General features: G+C 53.9%; 18 protein-coding genes and 1 tRNA gene. 11 read left to right on the top strand and 8 right to left on the bottom strand.

The genetic code is table 11. The features are described 5' to 3' along the window. The first annotated feature begins 237 nt into the window (after positions 1 to 237). Positions 238 to 897 (top strand): hemolysin III family protein, encoded by a 660-nt coding sequence (locus JKP81_RS21810; protein ID WP_200553373.1) that lies wholly within the window; start codon positions 238 to 240, stop codon positions 895 to 897. A gap of 62 nt (positions 898 to 959) precedes the next feature. On the opposite strand, the gene ygfZ is transcribed toward JKP81_RS21810, so the two are convergent. After that, a complete protein-coding gene (gene ygfZ, locus JKP81_RS21805) occupies positions 960 to 1943 on the bottom strand; it encodes a tRNA-modifying protein YgfZ (protein WP_200553371.1) in 984 nt (327 codons plus the stop codon). A gap of 246 nt (positions 1944 to 2189) precedes the next feature. Here ygfZ and sdhE point away from each other — a divergent pair, with 246 nt between their 5' ends. After that, positions 2190 to 2456 carry an FAD assembly factor SdhE gene (gene sdhE / locus JKP81_RS21800; protein WP_131408523.1) on the top strand — a complete coding sequence of 89 codons (267 nt, stop codon included), beginning with the start codon at positions 2190 to 2192 and terminating at the stop codon, positions 2454 to 2456. Further along, positions 2437 to 2853 carry a protein YgfX gene (locus tag JKP81_RS21795; RefSeq protein ID WP_020455134.1) on the top strand — a complete coding sequence of 139 codons (417 nt, stop codon included), beginning with the start codon at positions 2437 to 2439 and terminating at the stop codon, positions 2851 to 2853. Before sdhE ends, JKP81_RS21795 begins: the two co-directional genes overlap by 20 nt. 12 nt (positions 2854 to 2865) lie before the next feature. Here JKP81_RS21795 and fldB read toward each other — a convergent pair whose 3' ends face one another. After that, positions 2866 to 3387: a flavodoxin FldB gene (gene fldB, locus JKP81_RS21790; RefSeq protein ID WP_200553369.1), complete on the bottom strand. Its 522-nt coding sequence runs from the start codon at positions 3385 to 3387 to the stop codon at positions 2866 to 2868. A 99-nt stretch (positions 3388 to 3486) separates the two neighbouring features. On the opposite strand from fldB, the gene xerD reads away from it, so the two are divergent. The 5 genes from xerD to lysS all read left to right on the top strand — a co-directional run bounded on the left by xerD (position 3487) and on the right by lysS (position 9577). Further along, the gene (gene xerD, locus JKP81_RS21785) at positions 3487 to 4383 is read left to right on the top strand and encodes a site-specific tyrosine recombinase XerD (protein ID WP_200553367.1); all 897 of its coding nucleotides are present in this window, start codon (positions 3487 to 3489) and stop codon (positions 4381 to 4383) included. Positions 4384 to 4407: 24 nt separating this feature from the next. Further along, positions 4408 to 5121, top strand: a complete 714-nt coding sequence (gene dsbC / locus JKP81_RS21780) for a bifunctional protein-disulfide isomerase/oxidoreductase DsbC (protein WP_200553365.1) — start codon at positions 4408 to 4410, stop codon at positions 5119 to 5121. Between the two features lie 5 nt (positions 5122 to 5126). Then, complete coding sequence (recJ, locus tag JKP81_RS21775) at positions 5127 to 6860, top strand: single-stranded-DNA-specific exonuclease RecJ (protein ID WP_200553363.1); 1734 nt, start codon at positions 5127 to 5129, stop codon at positions 6858 to 6860. A 91-nt stretch (positions 6861 to 6951) separates the two neighbouring features. After that, positions 6952 to 8050 (top strand): peptide chain release factor 2 gene (prfB, locus tag JKP81_RS21770; protein WP_131408511.1). Its coding sequence is split into 2 segments (ribosomal slippage): positions 6952 to 7026 and positions 7028 to 8050, totalling 1098 coding nucleotides; the frame shifts between segments, so codons are not numbered across the junction. 9 nt (positions 8051 to 8059) lie between these two features. Next, positions 8060 to 9577, top strand: a complete 1518-nt coding sequence (gene lysS, locus JKP81_RS21765) for a lysine--tRNA ligase (protein WP_017457623.1) — start codon at positions 8060 to 8062, stop codon at positions 9575 to 9577. A gap of 48 nt (positions 9578 to 9625) precedes the next feature. Here lysS and idi read toward each other — a convergent pair whose 3' ends face one another. The 4 genes from idi to JKP81_RS21745 form a co-directional block, all read right to left on the bottom strand. Then, positions 9626 to 10177, bottom strand: a complete 552-nt coding sequence (gene idi, locus JKP81_RS21760) for an isopentenyl-diphosphate Delta-isomerase (protein WP_200553361.1) — start codon at positions 10175 to 10177, stop codon at positions 9626 to 9628. A gap of 116 nt (positions 10178 to 10293) precedes the next feature. Further along, entirely contained in the window at positions 10294 to 11010 is a 717-nt protein-coding gene (locus JKP81_RS21755) for a DUF554 domain-containing protein (RefSeq protein WP_200553359.1), read from the bottom strand. Between the two features lie 15 nt (positions 11011 to 11025). Continuing rightward, positions 11026 to 11613, bottom strand: a complete 588-nt coding sequence (locus JKP81_RS21750) for a UbiX family flavin prenyltransferase (RefSeq protein ID WP_313626058.1) — start codon at positions 11611 to 11613, stop codon at positions 11026 to 11028. Positions 11614 to 11623: 10 nt separating this feature from the next. Then, positions 11624 to 13117 (bottom strand): UbiD family decarboxylase, encoded by a 1494-nt coding sequence (locus JKP81_RS21745; protein ID WP_200553358.1) that lies wholly within the window; start codon positions 13115 to 13117, stop codon positions 11624 to 11626. Between the two features lie 218 nt (positions 13118 to 13335). On the opposite strand from JKP81_RS21745, the gene JKP81_RS21740 reads away from it, so the two are divergent. Together JKP81_RS21740 and actS are read left to right on the top strand one after the other, a co-directional pair. Continuing rightward, positions 13336 to 14235: a LysR family transcriptional regulator gene (locus JKP81_RS21740; protein WP_200553357.1), complete on the top strand. Its 900-nt coding sequence runs from the start codon at positions 13336 to 13338 to the stop codon at positions 14233 to 14235. Positions 14236 to 14300: 65 nt separating this feature from the next. Further along, the gene (actS, locus tag JKP81_RS21735) at positions 14301 to 15035 is read left to right on the top strand and encodes an amidase activator ActS (RefSeq protein WP_045512762.1); all 735 of its coding nucleotides are present in this window, start codon (positions 14301 to 14303) and stop codon (positions 15033 to 15035) included. A 55-nt stretch (positions 15036 to 15090) separates the two neighbouring features. On the opposite strand, the gene JKP81_RS21730 is transcribed toward actS, so the two are convergent. Then, positions 15091 to 15447, bottom strand: a complete 357-nt coding sequence (locus JKP81_RS21730) for a hypothetical protein (RefSeq protein WP_200553356.1) — start codon at positions 15445 to 15447, stop codon at positions 15091 to 15093. A gap of 202 nt (positions 15448 to 15649) precedes the next feature. On the opposite strand from JKP81_RS21730, the gene JKP81_RS21725 reads away from it, so the two are divergent. Further along, positions 15650 to 15723: transfer RNA gene (locus JKP81_RS21725), tRNA-Gly, on the top strand. A 191-nt stretch (positions 15724 to 15914) separates the two neighbouring features. On the opposite strand, the gene JKP81_RS21720 is transcribed toward JKP81_RS21725, so the two are convergent. Then, the gene (locus JKP81_RS21720; RefSeq protein ID WP_200553355.1) at positions 15915 to 16187 is read right to left on the bottom strand and encodes a hypothetical protein; all 273 of its coding nucleotides are present in this window, start codon (positions 16185 to 16187) and stop codon (positions 15915 to 15917) included. Positions 16188 to 16404: the final 217 nt, after the last annotated feature.

Here is a 16404-nt window from a genome sequence, read left to right as displayed (position 1 = left end):
TCACGGCGATATCCTTTGCTTGCTGTAAACGTAGCCCAATGCAACCCGGCAGGCTTTTTGCGTGCTCACATGCTGCCATAACTCCGGCGCCGTTTCCCTGACTTTCGCATTCATGGGGGGCAGCCCGCGTCATGAAACATTCATCAACGATATTTATTTTAGCGTACATGTGTGCACTGGAATCATTCTCAGTTACTCTAGTGTTGCGACGTTTTTTTGAGTTTTCCCGGAGTTACCATGGTTAAGAAACCTTTAATCGCACAGGGATACACACTGGCAGAGGAAATTGCCAACAGCATCAGCCACGGTATCGGGCTGGTGTTCGGTATTGTCGGGCTGGTACTGCTACTGGTACAGGCGGTAGACAGCAACGCCAGTATGACCGCGATTACCAGCTACGCGCTTTATGGCGGCAGCATGATCCTGCTGTTTCTCGCCTCCACGCTGTACCATGCGATTCCGCACCAGCGCGCAAAAAGATGGTTAAAGAAATTTGACCACTGCGCCATTTATCTGCTGATTGCCGGAACCTATACGCCTTTTTTACTGGTCGGGCTGGATTCACCGCTGGCGCGTGGGCTGATGATTGTTATCTGGGGCCTGGCCTTACTGGGGATCCTGTTTAAGCTCACCATTGCGCACCGGTTCAAAGTGCTGTCGCTGGTGACATACCTGACGATGGGCTGGCTGTCGTTGATTGTGATTTATCAGCTTGCGACGCGGTTATCGGTGGGTGGCGTAACGCTGCTGGCTGTAGGCGGGCTGGTGTACTCGTTGGGCGTCATTTTCTACGTCTGTAAACGTATCCCCTATAATCACGCGATCTGGCACGGCTTTGTGCTGGGCGGCAGCGTGTGTCATTTCCTGGCGATCTATTTGTACGTCGGACAAGTTTAAGCAGTAGCGCCGGGCGGCTTGTGCCAGCCCGGCTGTAGCATGTGCAGATGTGTTAACGCGGATTATTCTTCTTCAAGCGAGTAGGGCAGCGGCTCAATGCTTAACGTACTGGCGTCGTCGCGTACGCGGAACACGCTGTTTGGCTCCATGTCATTGTTCATTACGACCTGAACCAGCACGCGGCCGTCATCCAACTGAGTTGATGCTAGCACCGTACCGGTTCGACGCCAGTTTTCACCCATTTTCAATTCAAGATCTTCACCCGCTTCTGGTGTACGGCTGGCTGCGCCCGCCAGGTACCACAGCGCACGTTTGTTGGCACCACGGAATTTCGCGCGAGCCACCATCTCTTGCCCGGTGTAGCACCCTTTTTTGAAGCTAATGCCGCCCAACGCTTGGAGGTTGGTCGCCTGCGGAATAAACTGTGCGCTGTTTGGCTCGTCAATCACCGCTAACCCGGCTTCGATATTCAGCGCCAGCCACTGTTGGCTATTGTTAAGCTGCGCTTCGCCGCGCAGTTTTTCCGTTACCTGCTCTGCCGTTGCGACATCGGTAACCAGCAGGAAACGTTCGCCCGGATGTTCAAACCACAGGATGGTTGTTTCCCCTTCTTGCACAACCTGCTTTTCACTGTCCGGTAGCGTTGTGAAGAGATTAGCCAGCGCGGCGCGAGCCTGAAAACCGGCAACGCCCAGCAGCACATGTTCGTCATCTGCGGCGATAGTGACTTTTGAGAATACGGCGTATTTTTTCAGTTCGCGAAGCTGCGATTCACGCACGCTGCGGCGCAAAATCCAGGCAAATCCTTCCTGATAGTGAAACAACCGCATATTGCTCCACATTTTGCCTTTAGAATCGCAATGCGCCGCCAAAAGATGCTGATCTACCGCCATCTTCGACACATCAGCGGTGACCTGGCCTTGCAGGTATTTCTCGCTATCCGCACCGGTAATGGTTGCCAGCGCCCAGTCATCGAGCGTCATAAGCGTCAGCGGCAGACGGGCAGATGCGGTCGGCTGGCGCGGAGGAAATGGAGTAAAAGCCATAATAATGTCCTGATTAGCTTAACGCTGTGTTGGTACTTAATGGTAAAAGAGCCATTGTTCAATGCAAGCGATAAAGCATGCGATTTGTGCCATTGTGCGAGCATTGCGAGGCGCTACGCAGCACAGTGATAATTTTGCAGACGATGCGATTTATTCTGGAAGCAGGCCCGGGAAGCTAAATATTCCGCAAAAGGAATATTAAAAACACGTTACAATAGGCCCTCATGCCTATGAAGGGAGAAGAACATGGATATTAATAATAAAGCCCGTATCCATTGGGCCTGTCGCCGCGGAATGCGCGAACTCGATATCTCCATCATGCCTTTTTTTGAACACGAGTACGACTCGCTCAGCGACCATGACAAGCAATTGTTTGTACGTCTGCTTGAAAGCGATGATCCTGATTTATTCAACTGGTTGATGAATCATGGCAAACCCCAGGACGCGGAGTTGCAGCGAATGGTGCAGTTAATTCAGACACGGAATCGGGATCGTGGTCCTGTGGCAATCTGATTTACGCGTCTCATGGCGCGCACAATGGATTTCGTTATTACTGCACGGATTGGTGGCGGCCTTCATTCTTTTTATGCCCTGGCCGTTGAGCTATACGCCGCTATGGCTTTTGCTGCTGTCGCTGGTGGTTTTCGACTGCGTACGCAGCCAGCGGCGGATCAACGCCTGCCACGGCGAAATCAAACTGCTCATGGATTCCCGTCTGCGCTGGCAGGGTGTGGAGTGGGATATTGTCGGTACACCCTGGATGATACGCGGCGGCATGATGTTGCGTTTACGCCGTGCGGAAGATGGACGGCGCCAGCATTTATGGCTGGCGGCAGACAGTATGGATTCGCAGGAGTGGCGCGATCTACGCCGGATGATCACCCAAAATCCGGCGCAGGGGCTGCATTAAGGCGGGTATGGCTCAGCCGAGCCGTTCCGCCATTTCCGTCAGTATTTGCTCGCACCAGCTTTGAATGCGTTCATCGCTTAAATCGTACTGATTGGTCTCATCCAGCGCCAGGCCGACAAAGAGCTGCCCATCGGCAATGACCGGTTTTTTACTGGTAAACTCATAGCCTTCTGTCGGCCAGTAACCGATGAACGTTGCGCCTTTGGGAGCCAGTTTGTCGTGGAGCATGCCGAGTGCGTCAAGGAACCATTCGCCGTAACCGAGCTGATCGCCCATGCCGTACAACGCAATGATTTTTCCGTCGAGATTGAGGTTATCAAGCTGATCCCAAACCGCTTCCCAATCTTCCTGCAGTTCGCCGAAATCCCAGGTTGGAATGCCCAGAATAAGCGCATCGTACTGTTCCATAAGGGTGGGAGCATCGTCTTTCAGGTTGTGCAGCGTCACCAGTTCCGGGCCGATAATATCGCGGATTTTTTCCGCCGCCATTTCGGTGTAGCAAGTGCTGGAACCGTAAAACAGACCGATATTCATAACGTAAACTTCTCGATTCTTGATGTGTCTTTTCACGCAGTGTACCAGAATCGTACATCAATCAGGCATAATGCAGCGTTTGAGTAAAGGAGACGCTGGATGGAACAGGATCTTGCACGGATCGAACAGTTTCTCGATGCTCTCTGGCTTGAGAACAACCTGGCGGAAAATACGCTAAATGCTTACCGCCGCGATTTGAAAAGTGTGGTGGAGTGGCTGCACCACCACGCCAGCAGTCTTGAAAAAGCGCAAAGTGATGATTTACAAGCGCTGTTAGCTGAAAGGGTGAGCGGGGGTTATAAGGCTACCAGCTCGGCGCGCTTGCTTAGCGCCGTGCGACGTTTTTTTCAGTACCTTTACCGGGAAAAAGTACGCAGCGACGATCCCAGCGCATTACTCGCATCGCCTAAATTGCCGCAACGTTTACCGAAAGACTTAAGTGAAACGCAGGTAGGCAGGCTTTTGCAGGCACCGGTGGTTGACCAACCGCTGGAGTTACGCGATAAAGCGATGCTTGAGGTGTTGTATGCCACCGGCCTTCGCGTCTCGGAACTGGTTGGCCTGACGATGAGTGATATCAGCCTGCGCCAGGGCGTGGTACGAGTGATTGGTAAAGGCAATAAAGAACGCCTGGTGCCGCTGGGCGAAGAGGCGGTGTACTGGGTCGAAAACTATCTGGAGCATGGCCGCCCGTGGCTGCTTAACGGTGTTTCAATTGATGTGCTATTTCCAAGCCAGCGTGCGCAGCAGATGACGCGCCAGACTTTCTGGCATCGCATCAAGCACTATGCTGTGCTTGCGGGCATCGACAGTGAAAAGCTTTCGCCCCATGTTTTGCGTCATGCGTTTGCCACCCATCTGCTGAACCACGGCGCGGATCTGCGAGTAGTGCAAATGCTTTTAGGCCACCAGGATTTATCGACCACGCAAATTTATACGCATGTCGCTACCGAGCGGCTGCGCAAGCTTCATCAACAGCATCACCCGCGGGCGTGAATGCTGACAATCTAAGGATATGTTATGAAAAAAGGTTTAGTGATGTTCACCCTGCTGGCGGCGGCGTTTACCGGCGCGGCACATGCTGATGACGCGGCTATCAAACAGTCGCTGGCAAAATTGGGTGTACAGAGTGGCGAAGTTCTGCCCGCGCCTGTTGCCGGAATGAAAGCCGTGTTGACCAACAGCGGCGTGCTGTATGTGACCGAAGATGGCAAACATATCATCCAGGGCCCGATGTACGATGTCAGCGGCGCGCAGCCAGTAAATGTCACCACTAAGATGCTGTTACCGCATCTGAACGCGCTGGAAAAAGAGATGATTGTCTATAAAGCGCCGCAGGAAAAACATGTCATTACCGTGTTCACCGACATCACTTGTGGCTACTGCCAGAAACTGCACAGCGAAATGGCAGACTACAACGCACTCGGCATCACCGTGCGTTATCTTGCATTCCCGCGTCAGGGCGTACCGAGCGAAGTTGAAAACCAGATGAAGGCTATCTGGTGTGCAAAAGATCCTAAAAAAGCCTTCGATAGTGCGATGGAAGGTAAAGACGTGAAACCGGCCAGTTGTGATATCGACATCGCCAATCACTACGCGCTGGGCGTGCAGTTTGGCGTCAACGGCACGCCCGCCATCGTGCTGAATGACGGCTATCTCGTTCCGGGGTATCAGGCTCCGGCGGAAATGAAAGCCTTCCTCGATCAACATCAGAAAGCGACCGGCGGTAAATAATTCGCGTGAAAGCTCAGATACAACTTCGCCGCCGTGAGGTGGATGACGCAGCAGAACTGGCAGCAGACTTGCCGCCGCTGCTGCGTCGCTTATACGCCAGCCGCGGTGTGCGCACGGCCAGTGAACTGGAACGCAGTGTTAAAGGCATGCTGCCGTGGCAACAACTTACCGGTATCGATGATGCAGTTGCGCAGCTTTACAACGCCTTGCGTGAAGGGCTGCGCATTATTGTGGTGGGTGATTTCGACGCGGATGGCGCAACCAGTACCGCCCTTAGCGTGCTGGCGCTGCGCGCGCTCGGTTGCGAAAACGTCAGTTACCTGGTGCCAAATCGTTTTGACGACGGGTACGGGCTTAGTCCTGAAGTGGTCGATCAAGCGCATGCGCGTGGCGCACAGCTCATTCTGACAGTGGATAACGGCATCTCTTCACATGCCGGCGTGGCGCGAGCACATGAACTGGGGATCCCGGTGGTGGTAACCGATCACCATCTGCCGGGTGACACGTTGCCGGATGCCGAAGCGATTGTTAACCCGAATCTGCGCGACTGCGATTTTCCGTCGAAGTCGCTGGCCGGGGTTGGCGTTGCGTTCTATCTGATGCTGGCTTTGCGTGCCTTTTTGCGTGACAACGGCTGGTTTGAGACGCGCGGCCTGGCGATGCCAAATCTGGCAGAGCTGCTCGATTTGGTGGCGCTGGGAACGGTGGCAGACGTGGTGCCGCTGGATGCCAATAACCGCATTCTGACCTGGCAGGGGCTGAGCCGTATTCGCGCCGGTCGTTGCCGTCCCGGCATCAAAGCGCTGTTGGAAATTGCCAACCGCGATGCGCAGAAGCTGGCGGCAAGCGATCTCGGTTTTGCGCTCGGACCACGCCTTAACGCGGCGGGCAGGCTGGACGATATGTCGGTAGGGGTTGCGCTGTTACTGTGCGATAACCTTGGTGAAGCGCGCCAGTTAGCCAGCGATCTCGACGCGTTGAACCAGACGCGCAAAGAGATTGAGCAGGGGATGCAAGCAGAAGCGCTGACGCTGTGCGAGCAGCTTGAACGCAGCGGTGAAACGCTGCCCGGCGGCTTAGCGATGTACCATCCCGAGTGGCATCAGGGGGTGGTCGGTATTCTCGCTTCGCGCATTAAAGAGCGCTTTCACCGCCCGGTGATCGCCTTTGCGCCTGCCGGAGATGGGGTGCTGAAAGGCTCGGGACGTTCGATTCAGGGGCTGCATATGCGCGATGCGCTGGAGCGTCTGGATATGCTGTTTCCTGGCATGATGCTCAAATTCGGTGGTCACGCAATGGCAGCCGGTTTGACGCTGGAAGAACACCGTTTTGAAGAGTTCCGCCAGCGCTTTGGCGAGCTGGTGACCGAATGGCTGGATCCAGCGTTATTACAAGGTGAGATTGTCTCTGACGGCCCGCTGTCGGCGCAGGAGATGACGCTGGAAGTCGCGGAGATGTTGCGAGAAGCTGGCCCCTGGGGGCAAATGTTCCCGGAACCGCTGTTTGACGGTGAGTTTCGCCTCCTGCAGCAGCGACTGGTCGGCGAGCGTCATCTCAAGGTGATGCTGGAGCCGGTTGGCGGCGGCCCGTTGCTCGATGGCATCGCTTTTAACGTCGATACCTCCTGCTGGCCGGACAACGGTGTGCGGCAGGTAAATATTGCTTATAAACTGGATGTGAACGAGTTTCGCGGCAATCGTAGCGTACAGCTGATCATCGAGAATCTCTGGCCACTTTAGCGCCAGTATTCGCTATAAAACAGGGCGGGAATCCGGTAAACTTCCGCCCTTATCACCGCATTTTGACTAGTCCATTAAAAGAAATCAGACCATGTTTGAAATTAACCCGGTAAAAAATCGTATTCAGGACCTCACGGAGCGCTCCGACGTTCTTAGGGGGTATCTTTGACTATGACGCCAAGAAAGAGCGTCTGGAAGAAGTAAACGCCGAGCTGGAACAGCCGGACGTGTGGAACGAACCTGAGCGCGCACAAGCGCTGGGCAAAGAGCGTTCCTCACTCGAAGCTATCGTTGATACGCTGGATCAAATGCGTCAGGGGCTGGAAGATGTCAGCGGCCTGCTGGATCTGGCGGTTGAAGCCGAAGACGAAGAAACCTTTAACGAAGCAGTCGCCGAACTGGATGTGCTGGAAGAGAAACTGGCGCAGCTGGAGTTCCGCCGCATGTTCTCTGGTGAGTACGACAGCGCCGACTGCTACCTGGATATTCAGGCCGGTTCCGGCGGCACCGAAGCGCAGGACTGGGCGAGCATGTTAACGCGCATGTATCTGCGTTGGGCGGAAGCGCGCGGCTTTAAAACCGAGATCATTGAAGAGTCCGAAGGTGAAGTTGCGGGCATCAAATCTGTCACCATTAAGATTATGGGTGACTACGCCTACGGCTGGCTGCGTACCGAAACCGGCGTTCATCGCCTGGTGCGTAAGAGCCCGTTCGATTCCGGCGGCCGTCGCCACACCTCGTTTAGCTCCGCGTTTGTCTACCCGGAAGTGGACGACGATATTGATATTGAAATCAACCCGGCGGACCTGCGCATTGACGTTTATCGCGCATCCGGCGCGGGCGGTCAGCACGTAAACCGTACGGAATCCGCGGTGCGTATTACCCACATTCCAACCGGGCTGGTCACGCAATGCCAGAACGACCGCTCCCAGCATAAGAACAAAGACCAGGCCATGAAGCAGATGAAAGCGAAGCTTTATGAACTGGAAATGCAGAAGAAAAATGCTGAGAAACAGGCGATGGAAGACACCAAGTCGGACATCGGTTGGGGCAGCCAGATCCGTTCTTATGTCCTGGATGATTCCCGCATTAAAGATCTGCGCACCGGGGTTGAAACCCGCAACACGCAGGCGGTGCTGGACGGCAGCCTGGATCAATTTATCGAAGCAAGTTTGAAAGCAGGGTTATGAGGAACCAACATGTCTGAACAACAAGCACAAGGCGCTGACGCGGCAGTCGATCTTAATAATGAACTGAAAACTCGCCGCGAGAAGCTGGCGCAACTGCGTGAGCAGGGCGTGGCGTTCCCGAACGATTTCCGTCGCGATCAGACCTCTGACAAGCTGCACGCACAATTCGATGCCAAAGAGAACGAAGAGCTGGAAGCGCTGGGCATCGAAGTTGCCGTTGCGGGCCGTATGATGACCCGCCGCATCATGGGTAAAGCCTCTTTCGTAACCTTGCAGGATGTGGGTGGCCGCATTCAGCTGTATGTCTCTCGGGACGATCTGGCGGAAGGCGTCTACAACGAGCAGTTTAAAAAATGGGATCTCGGCGATATCCTCGGCGCACGCGGCAAGCTGTTCAAGACCAAGACTGGTGAACTCTCTATCCATTGCACCGAACTGCGTCTGCTGACTAAAGCGCTGCGTCCGTTGCCGGACAAATTCCACGGTTTGCAGGATCAGGAAGCGCGCTATCGTCAGCGTTACCTGGATCTCATCTCGAATGATGAATCCCGCAACACCTTCAAAGTGCGTTCGCAGATCCTGGCCGGCATCCGCCAGTTCATGGTAGGCCGCGACTTTATGGAAGTGGAAACGCCGATGATGCAGGTGATCCCGGGCGGTGCCTCTGCGCGTCCGTTTATCACCCACCATAACGCGCTGGATCTCGACATGTACCTGCGTATCGCGCCGGAACTGTACCTCAAACGTCTGGTGGTTGGCGGCTTCGAGCGCGTATTCGAAATCAACCGTAACTTCCGTAACGAAGGTATCTCCGTTCGCCATAACCCTGAGTTCACCATGATGGAACTCTATATGGCGTACGCAGATTATAAAGACCTGATCGAACTGACCGAATCGCTGTTCCGTACGCTTGCGCAGAACATTCTCGGCAAAACCGAAGTGCCGTACGGCGACGAAGTGTTTGATTTCGGGAAGCCGTTCGAAAAACTGACCATGCGCGAAGCGATCAAGAAATACCGTCCGGAAACCAACATGGCGGATCTGGATAACTTCGACAGCGCGAAAGCAATCGCCGAAAGTATCGGTATCAAGGTTGAGAAGAGCTGGGGTCTGGGCCGCATCGTCACGGAGATCTTCGAAGAAGTGGCCGAAGCGCACTTGATCCAGCCGACCTTCATTACCGAATACCCGGCGGAAGTTTCGCCGCTGGCGCGTCGTAACGATCAGAATCCGGAAATCACCGATCGCTTTGAGTTCTTCATTGGCGGACGTGAAATCGGTAACGGCTTTAGCGAGCTGAACGACGCAGAAGATCAGGCGCAGCGCTTCCAGGATCAGGTTGATGCGAAAGCAGCGGGCGACGACGAAGCCATGTTCTTCGACGAAGACTACGTGACCGCGCTGGAACACGGCTTACCGCCGACTGCTGGTCTGGGCATCGGTATTGACCGTATGGTGATGCTGTTTACCAACAGCCACACTATTCGTGATGTGATCCTGTTCCCGGCGATGCGTCCGGTGAAATAATCGCTCAGCGATAAAAAAAGCCCCGGCGTTTGTCGCGTCGGGGCTTTTTTATTGCGCTAGTTCTGCGGCAAAGTGTCGTAACTGTTGCTCTGCGCTGGCGGCTTCTGCCGCCATCCACGGACTGAAAGCCCACGGCGCGGCGTTAAGCGCACGCAGCAATGCATCCAGTTCAACCCACTGATACTCCATTACTTCATCACTGTTTATTGTTAGCGGCGATACGATCTCTGCGGCAAAAACCGGGCAGATCTCATTTTCGACAATGCCTGACGGATCGGTTTCGCGGTAGCGAAAACCCGGTGCGATGGCGGTGATAGCGGCGATCTCAACACCCACTTCGTAGCGGCAGCGGCGGACAATCGCCTGCTCAATGGTTTCACCCATTTGTGGATGACCGCAAACTGAGTTGGTCCAGACGCCGGGCCAGGCTTTTTTACTCATTGCGCGGCGGGTAACCAGACATTCGCCTGTCGGGCGAAAAAGCCAGGAGGAGAAAGCCAGATGCAGCGGTGTATGCGATGTGTGCGCGGCGTATTTTTCCTGCGTGCCGAGAACCTCTCCCTGGTCGTTAAGCAAAATAACGTGTTCTTGAATAACCATAACGACTCCCGAACATAACCACGCCGGGTGGCGCTATGCGTGACTTACCGGGAGAACGCGATCTCACGGATCAGCCAGGCACAGCGCCACCGGGCAAACGCTAGTATATCCGAGGCTCAGGCAAAAAGAGTGGCCCAGAGAGCGGAAAAGGGCATCACCAGCACCAGACCGGGAAGCATGTTCGCCACCGGGAAGGTCTTGATATTACAAATTCGCAGCCCGGTCGCCACCATGATTAATCCACCCGCACAGGAGAAGTCGCCCATCATATCCGGGGTGATCATATGCAGGATAAAGACCGCGAGCGTAGCCAGCGCCACCTGGACGATGATCAGCGGAATACCGATAGTCATCACCGAGAAGCCGAGCATGGTGGCAAAAATCGCCGCCGTGAACAGATCCAGCACCGTCTTGATATACAAAATCGACGGATCGCCGGTCATGCCCTCATGCATGGCACCGAAAATCCCCGTGCCGCTGGCGCAAAACAGCACCAGAATGGCGACGAACTTCTCGGTGAATTCATCATGGGTAAGGCCCTGAACCGGCGGGAAAATACGGTTGATTAAACCGCGCGTGGTGCCGGCCGCTTTGCCAATCTGTTTTTCGAGGAAAAACGCTTCGCCGATCACCGCGCCGATCACCATCGCCAGCACCACGGCGGGCATAAATTTCACTTTAATAACGAGATTGATACCCAGACCAACAGAGCACAAACCAAATGTCAGCGGCAGCGCCACTTTCACGCGTTCGGGAATGCGCGTACCAACCAGTGAACCGAGCAGACCACCAACAATGACGGCGGCGCCGTTCACATAAGGACCGATTAACATAATGTTTCCTGCACGTTACGCGTGATGAGCGAGGTTTCCCTCGCCCCAGCGCGGGAGATTTTTCACATCAATACCAAACAGATCCAGCGCACGGCTGACGCTGTGGGTAATGATCTCATCAGTGGATTGCGGGCGCTGGTAGAGCGCCGGCACCGGCGGGAAAATAATCCCGCCCATTTCTGTCACCGCCTGCATATTGCGAATATGGCCGAGATTAAGCGGCGTTTCGCGCGCCAGCAGCACCAGACGGCGGCGCTCTTTGAGCACCACGTCGGCGGCGCGGGTTAGCAGGTTATCCGTCAGGCAGTTGGCGATAGATCCCAGCGTTCGCATGGAGCAGGGCGCAACCAGCATGCCCATGGTTTTATACGATCCGCTGGAAATGGCAGCCCCAAGATTGCCGACAGGATGCACCACATCCGCAAGCGCCATCACCTCATCCAGCTGGTAATCCGTCTCCAGCGCACAGGTTTTTTCCGCCCCTTTCGAGACAACCAAATGGACTTCCAGCGGCTGCCCGCGCAAAAGCTCAAGTGCTTTCACGCCATACTGAAAACCGGAAGCGCCGCTGATGCCAACAATGATGCGTTGCAATGTGGTCACACCGGCCTCCTTATTCGAAATCTGGCAGGAAGCGTTTCACATCCACCGCTTTGAATTTCGAGCGTTCAAAGTGGCTTTTCAGATGGAATGGCACCGTACAGTCAAAAATGGTTTTGCAGGACATGCCCTGCTGCAAAATGCTCGGGCTGTATTCCGGCACCTGCGATGGATCGAGCGGGTGACAACGTACGCCGGGAATGGTGACGGTATCGACATCGCCCTGATAACGGGTTTGCATCGCCCACAGCACATCGTCGCTGTCGAAAATGTCGACATCTTCATCAACCAGAATCACGTGTTTCAGTTCCGGGAACGCGGAGAATGCAAGCAGCGCGGCCTGGCGTTGACGACCTTCATCCGCAGGCGAGAATTTTTTGAATTGCATCACCGCCAGCAGCTTGCCGCCGCCCGCTGAGTGCGCGAAGACGTTAAGCAGTTTACCCGGCATGGCACGACCTACCATATCAAGGATGCTGGCTTCGGTTGGAATACCTGCCATGTTGACGTGTTCTTCGCCCGGCCCAACTGTGGTGCGCCAGATCGGGTTATAGCGATGGGTTACCGCTTTCACCTTGATAACCGGCAGGGCTTCTTTGGCTTCGCCGGTGTAGCCCGGAAACTCAGGCATCGCTTTGCCGGTATCGGTGTTCTGGTCTTCACGCAGACGCATATGCGGCAGCAGTTCGCCTTCAATAACAATTTCCGCATGGGCAATGGCGCGTTCATTGATGGTTTTACACTGCACCATTTCCACGGCGTGCCCGCGTAGCGCACCGGCAACGCTCAGTTCGTCATAACCCAGCGGTGTGGTCGGCGGCTCAAAACAGGCGGCAATTTCAATTGCCGGATCGACACCGATACTGATGGAGATCGGCAGCGGTTTCCCCGCGGCTTCCGCTTTCATGCGAAATGCGTCGATATGGCGACCCGGCGTAAGCCACATCGACAGTTCATCACGGCTTTGCACGCACAGGCGGTGAATGGTGATATCGGATTCACGCGTTTCTGGATCTGAGGCGTAGCACAGCCCCATGGTGATGTACGGACCAGCATCTTCTTCGGTGTTTGTTGGCGCAGGTAGCAATTTGCGCAAATCGAAATTCGCATCGCTTGCCAGATGCACCACTTCCTGGCACACCGCGTGGTCCTGGGTTAGCACCGGTGGAATCGGGTTTTGTACCGAGTCTTTCAGCAGGTGGCCAAGTTTTTCCGGTGCGCAGTTGAGGAAGTGGCTGACGCGTTTGCGGGAACCGTTGAGGCCAATCGCGACGCTGATATCCTGAAAACCTTTCACCTTGTTGAACACCATCACCGGACCGTTTTTCCGCGTCGGGCGCTGGCAGGTTCCGCCTGCGCCAACATAACGATAAACTCCGGAGAGCTCCGCGTGCGGATCAACCTCGGTGTCGGTTTCCACATATTCGCCAGGCAGTGTTTTGAGTAATTTAAGTGCAGAGCGTAAATCGAAAACGCCGCTGGCATTATTGTTTTTGCTATTTGACATGGTCTTTTCCATTTTTAGATGGGAATTTACTGATTGCCGTTACCTTATTTTTCCTGCGGTGATTAAACAAATACCGTTTTCCGGAGGCAGACCAGATCAAAAAAGTACTCTTTATGAGAATGTTAAATTCAGGTTGATAAATGGCATAAAACGTCGTGCTTTTCCTTTTTTACGCCAGGTGTGATACTGAGCGCTCAGGTACAGCGGAGATAAGCGGTATGGATTTGAAAAGATTGCGTTATTTTTGCCGTGTGGTGGAACAGGGATCCGTAAGCCAGGCGGCGAAAGTGCTGAATATGGCGCAGCCGCCGCTCAGTAAACGGATTCAGGAACTGGAAGAAGAGTTACAGGTTTCCTTATTTTCGCGTCAGGGAAACAGAATTGAACCCACCGAAGCCGGTTATTTTCTTTATCGTAAAGCCTGTGAAATATTACGTCAGGTTGAAGATACGGCACGGGAAACTGTAGCAATTGCCAATAAAGAAAAATTCCAGCTAAGACTCGGCTTAACCCATCTTTTTCAATCCTATTTTAAACCGTTATTACTGGAGCTTTATAAGCGCCACCCCGATGCTGAAATTAATATATCCGTTACCGATTCCAGCCACTTAGAAACCATGCTCAATGAAGGCACGATCGATCTGGCGATGATCCAGCGGCCTTATCGCAGCGAAGGCTTCGATTATGTCTCTTTTGATCCGGTGCGGCTGGTGGCGGTGATCAGTAAGCAGTGCCTGGCGCAAGCTCCTGCCAGCCCGTTTGATTACCAGGCGCTGGCGGCGTTTCCACTGGTGCTGCTGCACCGGGCAAAAGACGCCGGCACTTACGAGATGTTGATCGATCTGTTTCGTAAAGCGGGTGGTAACCCGAAGGTGATTATGCACATCACCCAGCCGGGAGTGATCCTGGAGTGGCTGGAGTCTGGTCTCGCCGCGGCCACGCTGCTGCCGTCATCGGAAGTCGACGCCCGTAAACTCAGTCATTGCCATGTGGTGGATGTGTTTCCTTCACCGCAGGTATTTTATCCGGCGCTGGTGAAGATGCCCTCCACACCTTATTTGCCGGAGATAATGGAAATTATCGCGCAGGGTTACCCGATTGCGCGCAAGTCAGTTTGAAGGGTTTAGCAACCGGCGAGTGGCTGGTATGATATGTCGCCATTTATTCTATTCGAGGATCTGTTTTGCGCGCAGGATGCCTGACGAAAAGCCCGTTTCGTATTGTCATTTGCCTGGCAATCAGTTTGCTGCTGGCGAGCTGCGCCGGAAGTAACTCTACTTATTCCGGCTCCGTTTATACGGTGAAGCGGGGCGATACGCTGTACCGCATATCCCGTATTACCGGCACCAGCGTAAAAGATCTGGCCAGCATGAACGGCATTTCACCGCCGTACACCATTGAAGTGGGGCAGCGGCTGAAAGTGAATGGCGCGTCGAAAACCACCTCATCCTCGACAAAATCCGGCACTAAGACTGCAAAAGTGGTGCCTTCCTCGCAGGTTCCGCTCTCGTCGTGGCCGCCAGTAGGGCAGCGCTGCTGGCGCTGGCCGACAACCGGGAAAGTCATCATGACCTATTCCACGTCTGACGGCGGGAACAAAGGCATTGATATTGCTGGTACACGCGGCCAACCGGTTTATGCCTCCGGCGCCGGGAAGGTGGTCTATGTTGGCAATCAACTGCGCGGCTACGGTAACCTGATCATGATTAAGCACAGCGAAGAGTACATTACCGCTTACGCGCACAACGACACGCTGCTGGTCAACAACGGACAGAGTGTGAAAGCGGGGCAGAAAATCGCCACCATGGGCAGCAGCGATGCTGATTCAGTGCGCTTACACTTCCAGTTGCGCTATAAGGCGACGGCTATCGATCCGCTGCGTTATTTACCGCCTCAAGGCAGCCCGCCGAAATGCTGATGAGTGAAGCTAACAGGCGGCAGCCCGCCCTGTTAGCTTGCGTGTTGATGTGGAATTAATTGTTTTGCGTATCCTGACCGCCGAAAATATTCGCGCGGCTGGTTGAGGATTTACCGTTGCTGTAGTCCGTATCCTGGCCGTCGAAAATGTTGGCCCGGCTGCTCGAATGGGTACCGTCGCTGTAATCGGTGTCCTGGCCGCCAAAGATATTGGCTCGGCTGGTTGTCGTTCTTCCATCGCTGTAGTTAGTATCCTGCCCGCCGAAAATATTGGCCCGGCTGCTGGAGGTTGTGCCATCGTCATAGCGGCAATCCTGTCCACCAAAAATGTTGGATTGGCAACTATCCGCCAGTGCAGTATTCAACGAACCCGCAAAAATAATAAATCCCAAAACCAACGGCTTAGCGTTCATAGCGATTCTCTGAAATGAGTGGGAACAACGGGAGCTATGCTATGCCTGAAAGCGTAACGCGGGAGGTTATGTTGTCCTAATTTTCGCAACAAAATGATGGCGCTACACCAGGGAAGATTAATTGCTTAAAACTCCAGCGGTTACCCGCAAACTCGCCTTGCTCTCACGCGCTAAGAGGTTATAATGCCTGTCGCATCTCAATGCGGGCGTAGTTCAATGGTAGAACGAGAGCTTCCCAAGCTCTATACGAGGGTTCGATTCCCTTCGCCCGCTCCAGAATTCTCTCCCCTTTCTTATAAAACACCGACAAAAGTTGGTTTGCATGTGTTTAGCTATCAGAAATTTACTAAGCAAAAGTTGTTTTTGATTGTTCTGACATTGAACAACGAACCACCAACTGGCATTCGGCTTGTATTGGCTAAATTCAGGAAGAAAGGGAAAGGCTGGATCTCTCCAGCCTTTGGCGGTTATCTCACTTTTTTGAAGATGAGTAAGATCAGCGGGACACAGATCGCAAAGCCAAAGAAGGCGACATAAAAAACGCCGTTTGTAGCTTGCATAACTGAATCAACCGCTTGGTAATAGTCTTTTAATGGAACAGGGTCTGAAACAAGGGTTTGATTTTCAGAGAAAATCGCGAATGCTTGTAAGGCTACAAACAGCCCGAAGAAATAGCTTAAGGTGACAAAACAAATTCCTCCCCATCGGAGGATAGTTTTGGTTCTACTCGTCAACGTCATAAGATCCCCCTAATACGCCGCCAAAAGTACCGCTGGAATACTGCGATAATGAATCGCCAGTAGCGGCGACTCCCGCTGCAATGTGCCGAATTTTGCTCTGAATCGCCACGGGTTTAACAGACACCTCAGAGTCATTTAAGATGGCTTAAAGAGAGGTGCCCATGAGCGGTAAGCGTTATCCCGAAGAGTTTAAAACTGAAGCAGTCAAACAGGTTGT

It is taken from the genome of Kosakonia sp. LAM2021, assembly GCF_016620385.1.
GTDB lineage: Bacteria > Pseudomonadota > Gammaproteobacteria > Enterobacterales > Enterobacteriaceae > Kosakonia > Kosakonia sacchari.
Note: the sequence above shows the minus strand (reverse complement) of the source record. Positions and strands in the feature narration are given on the sequence as shown.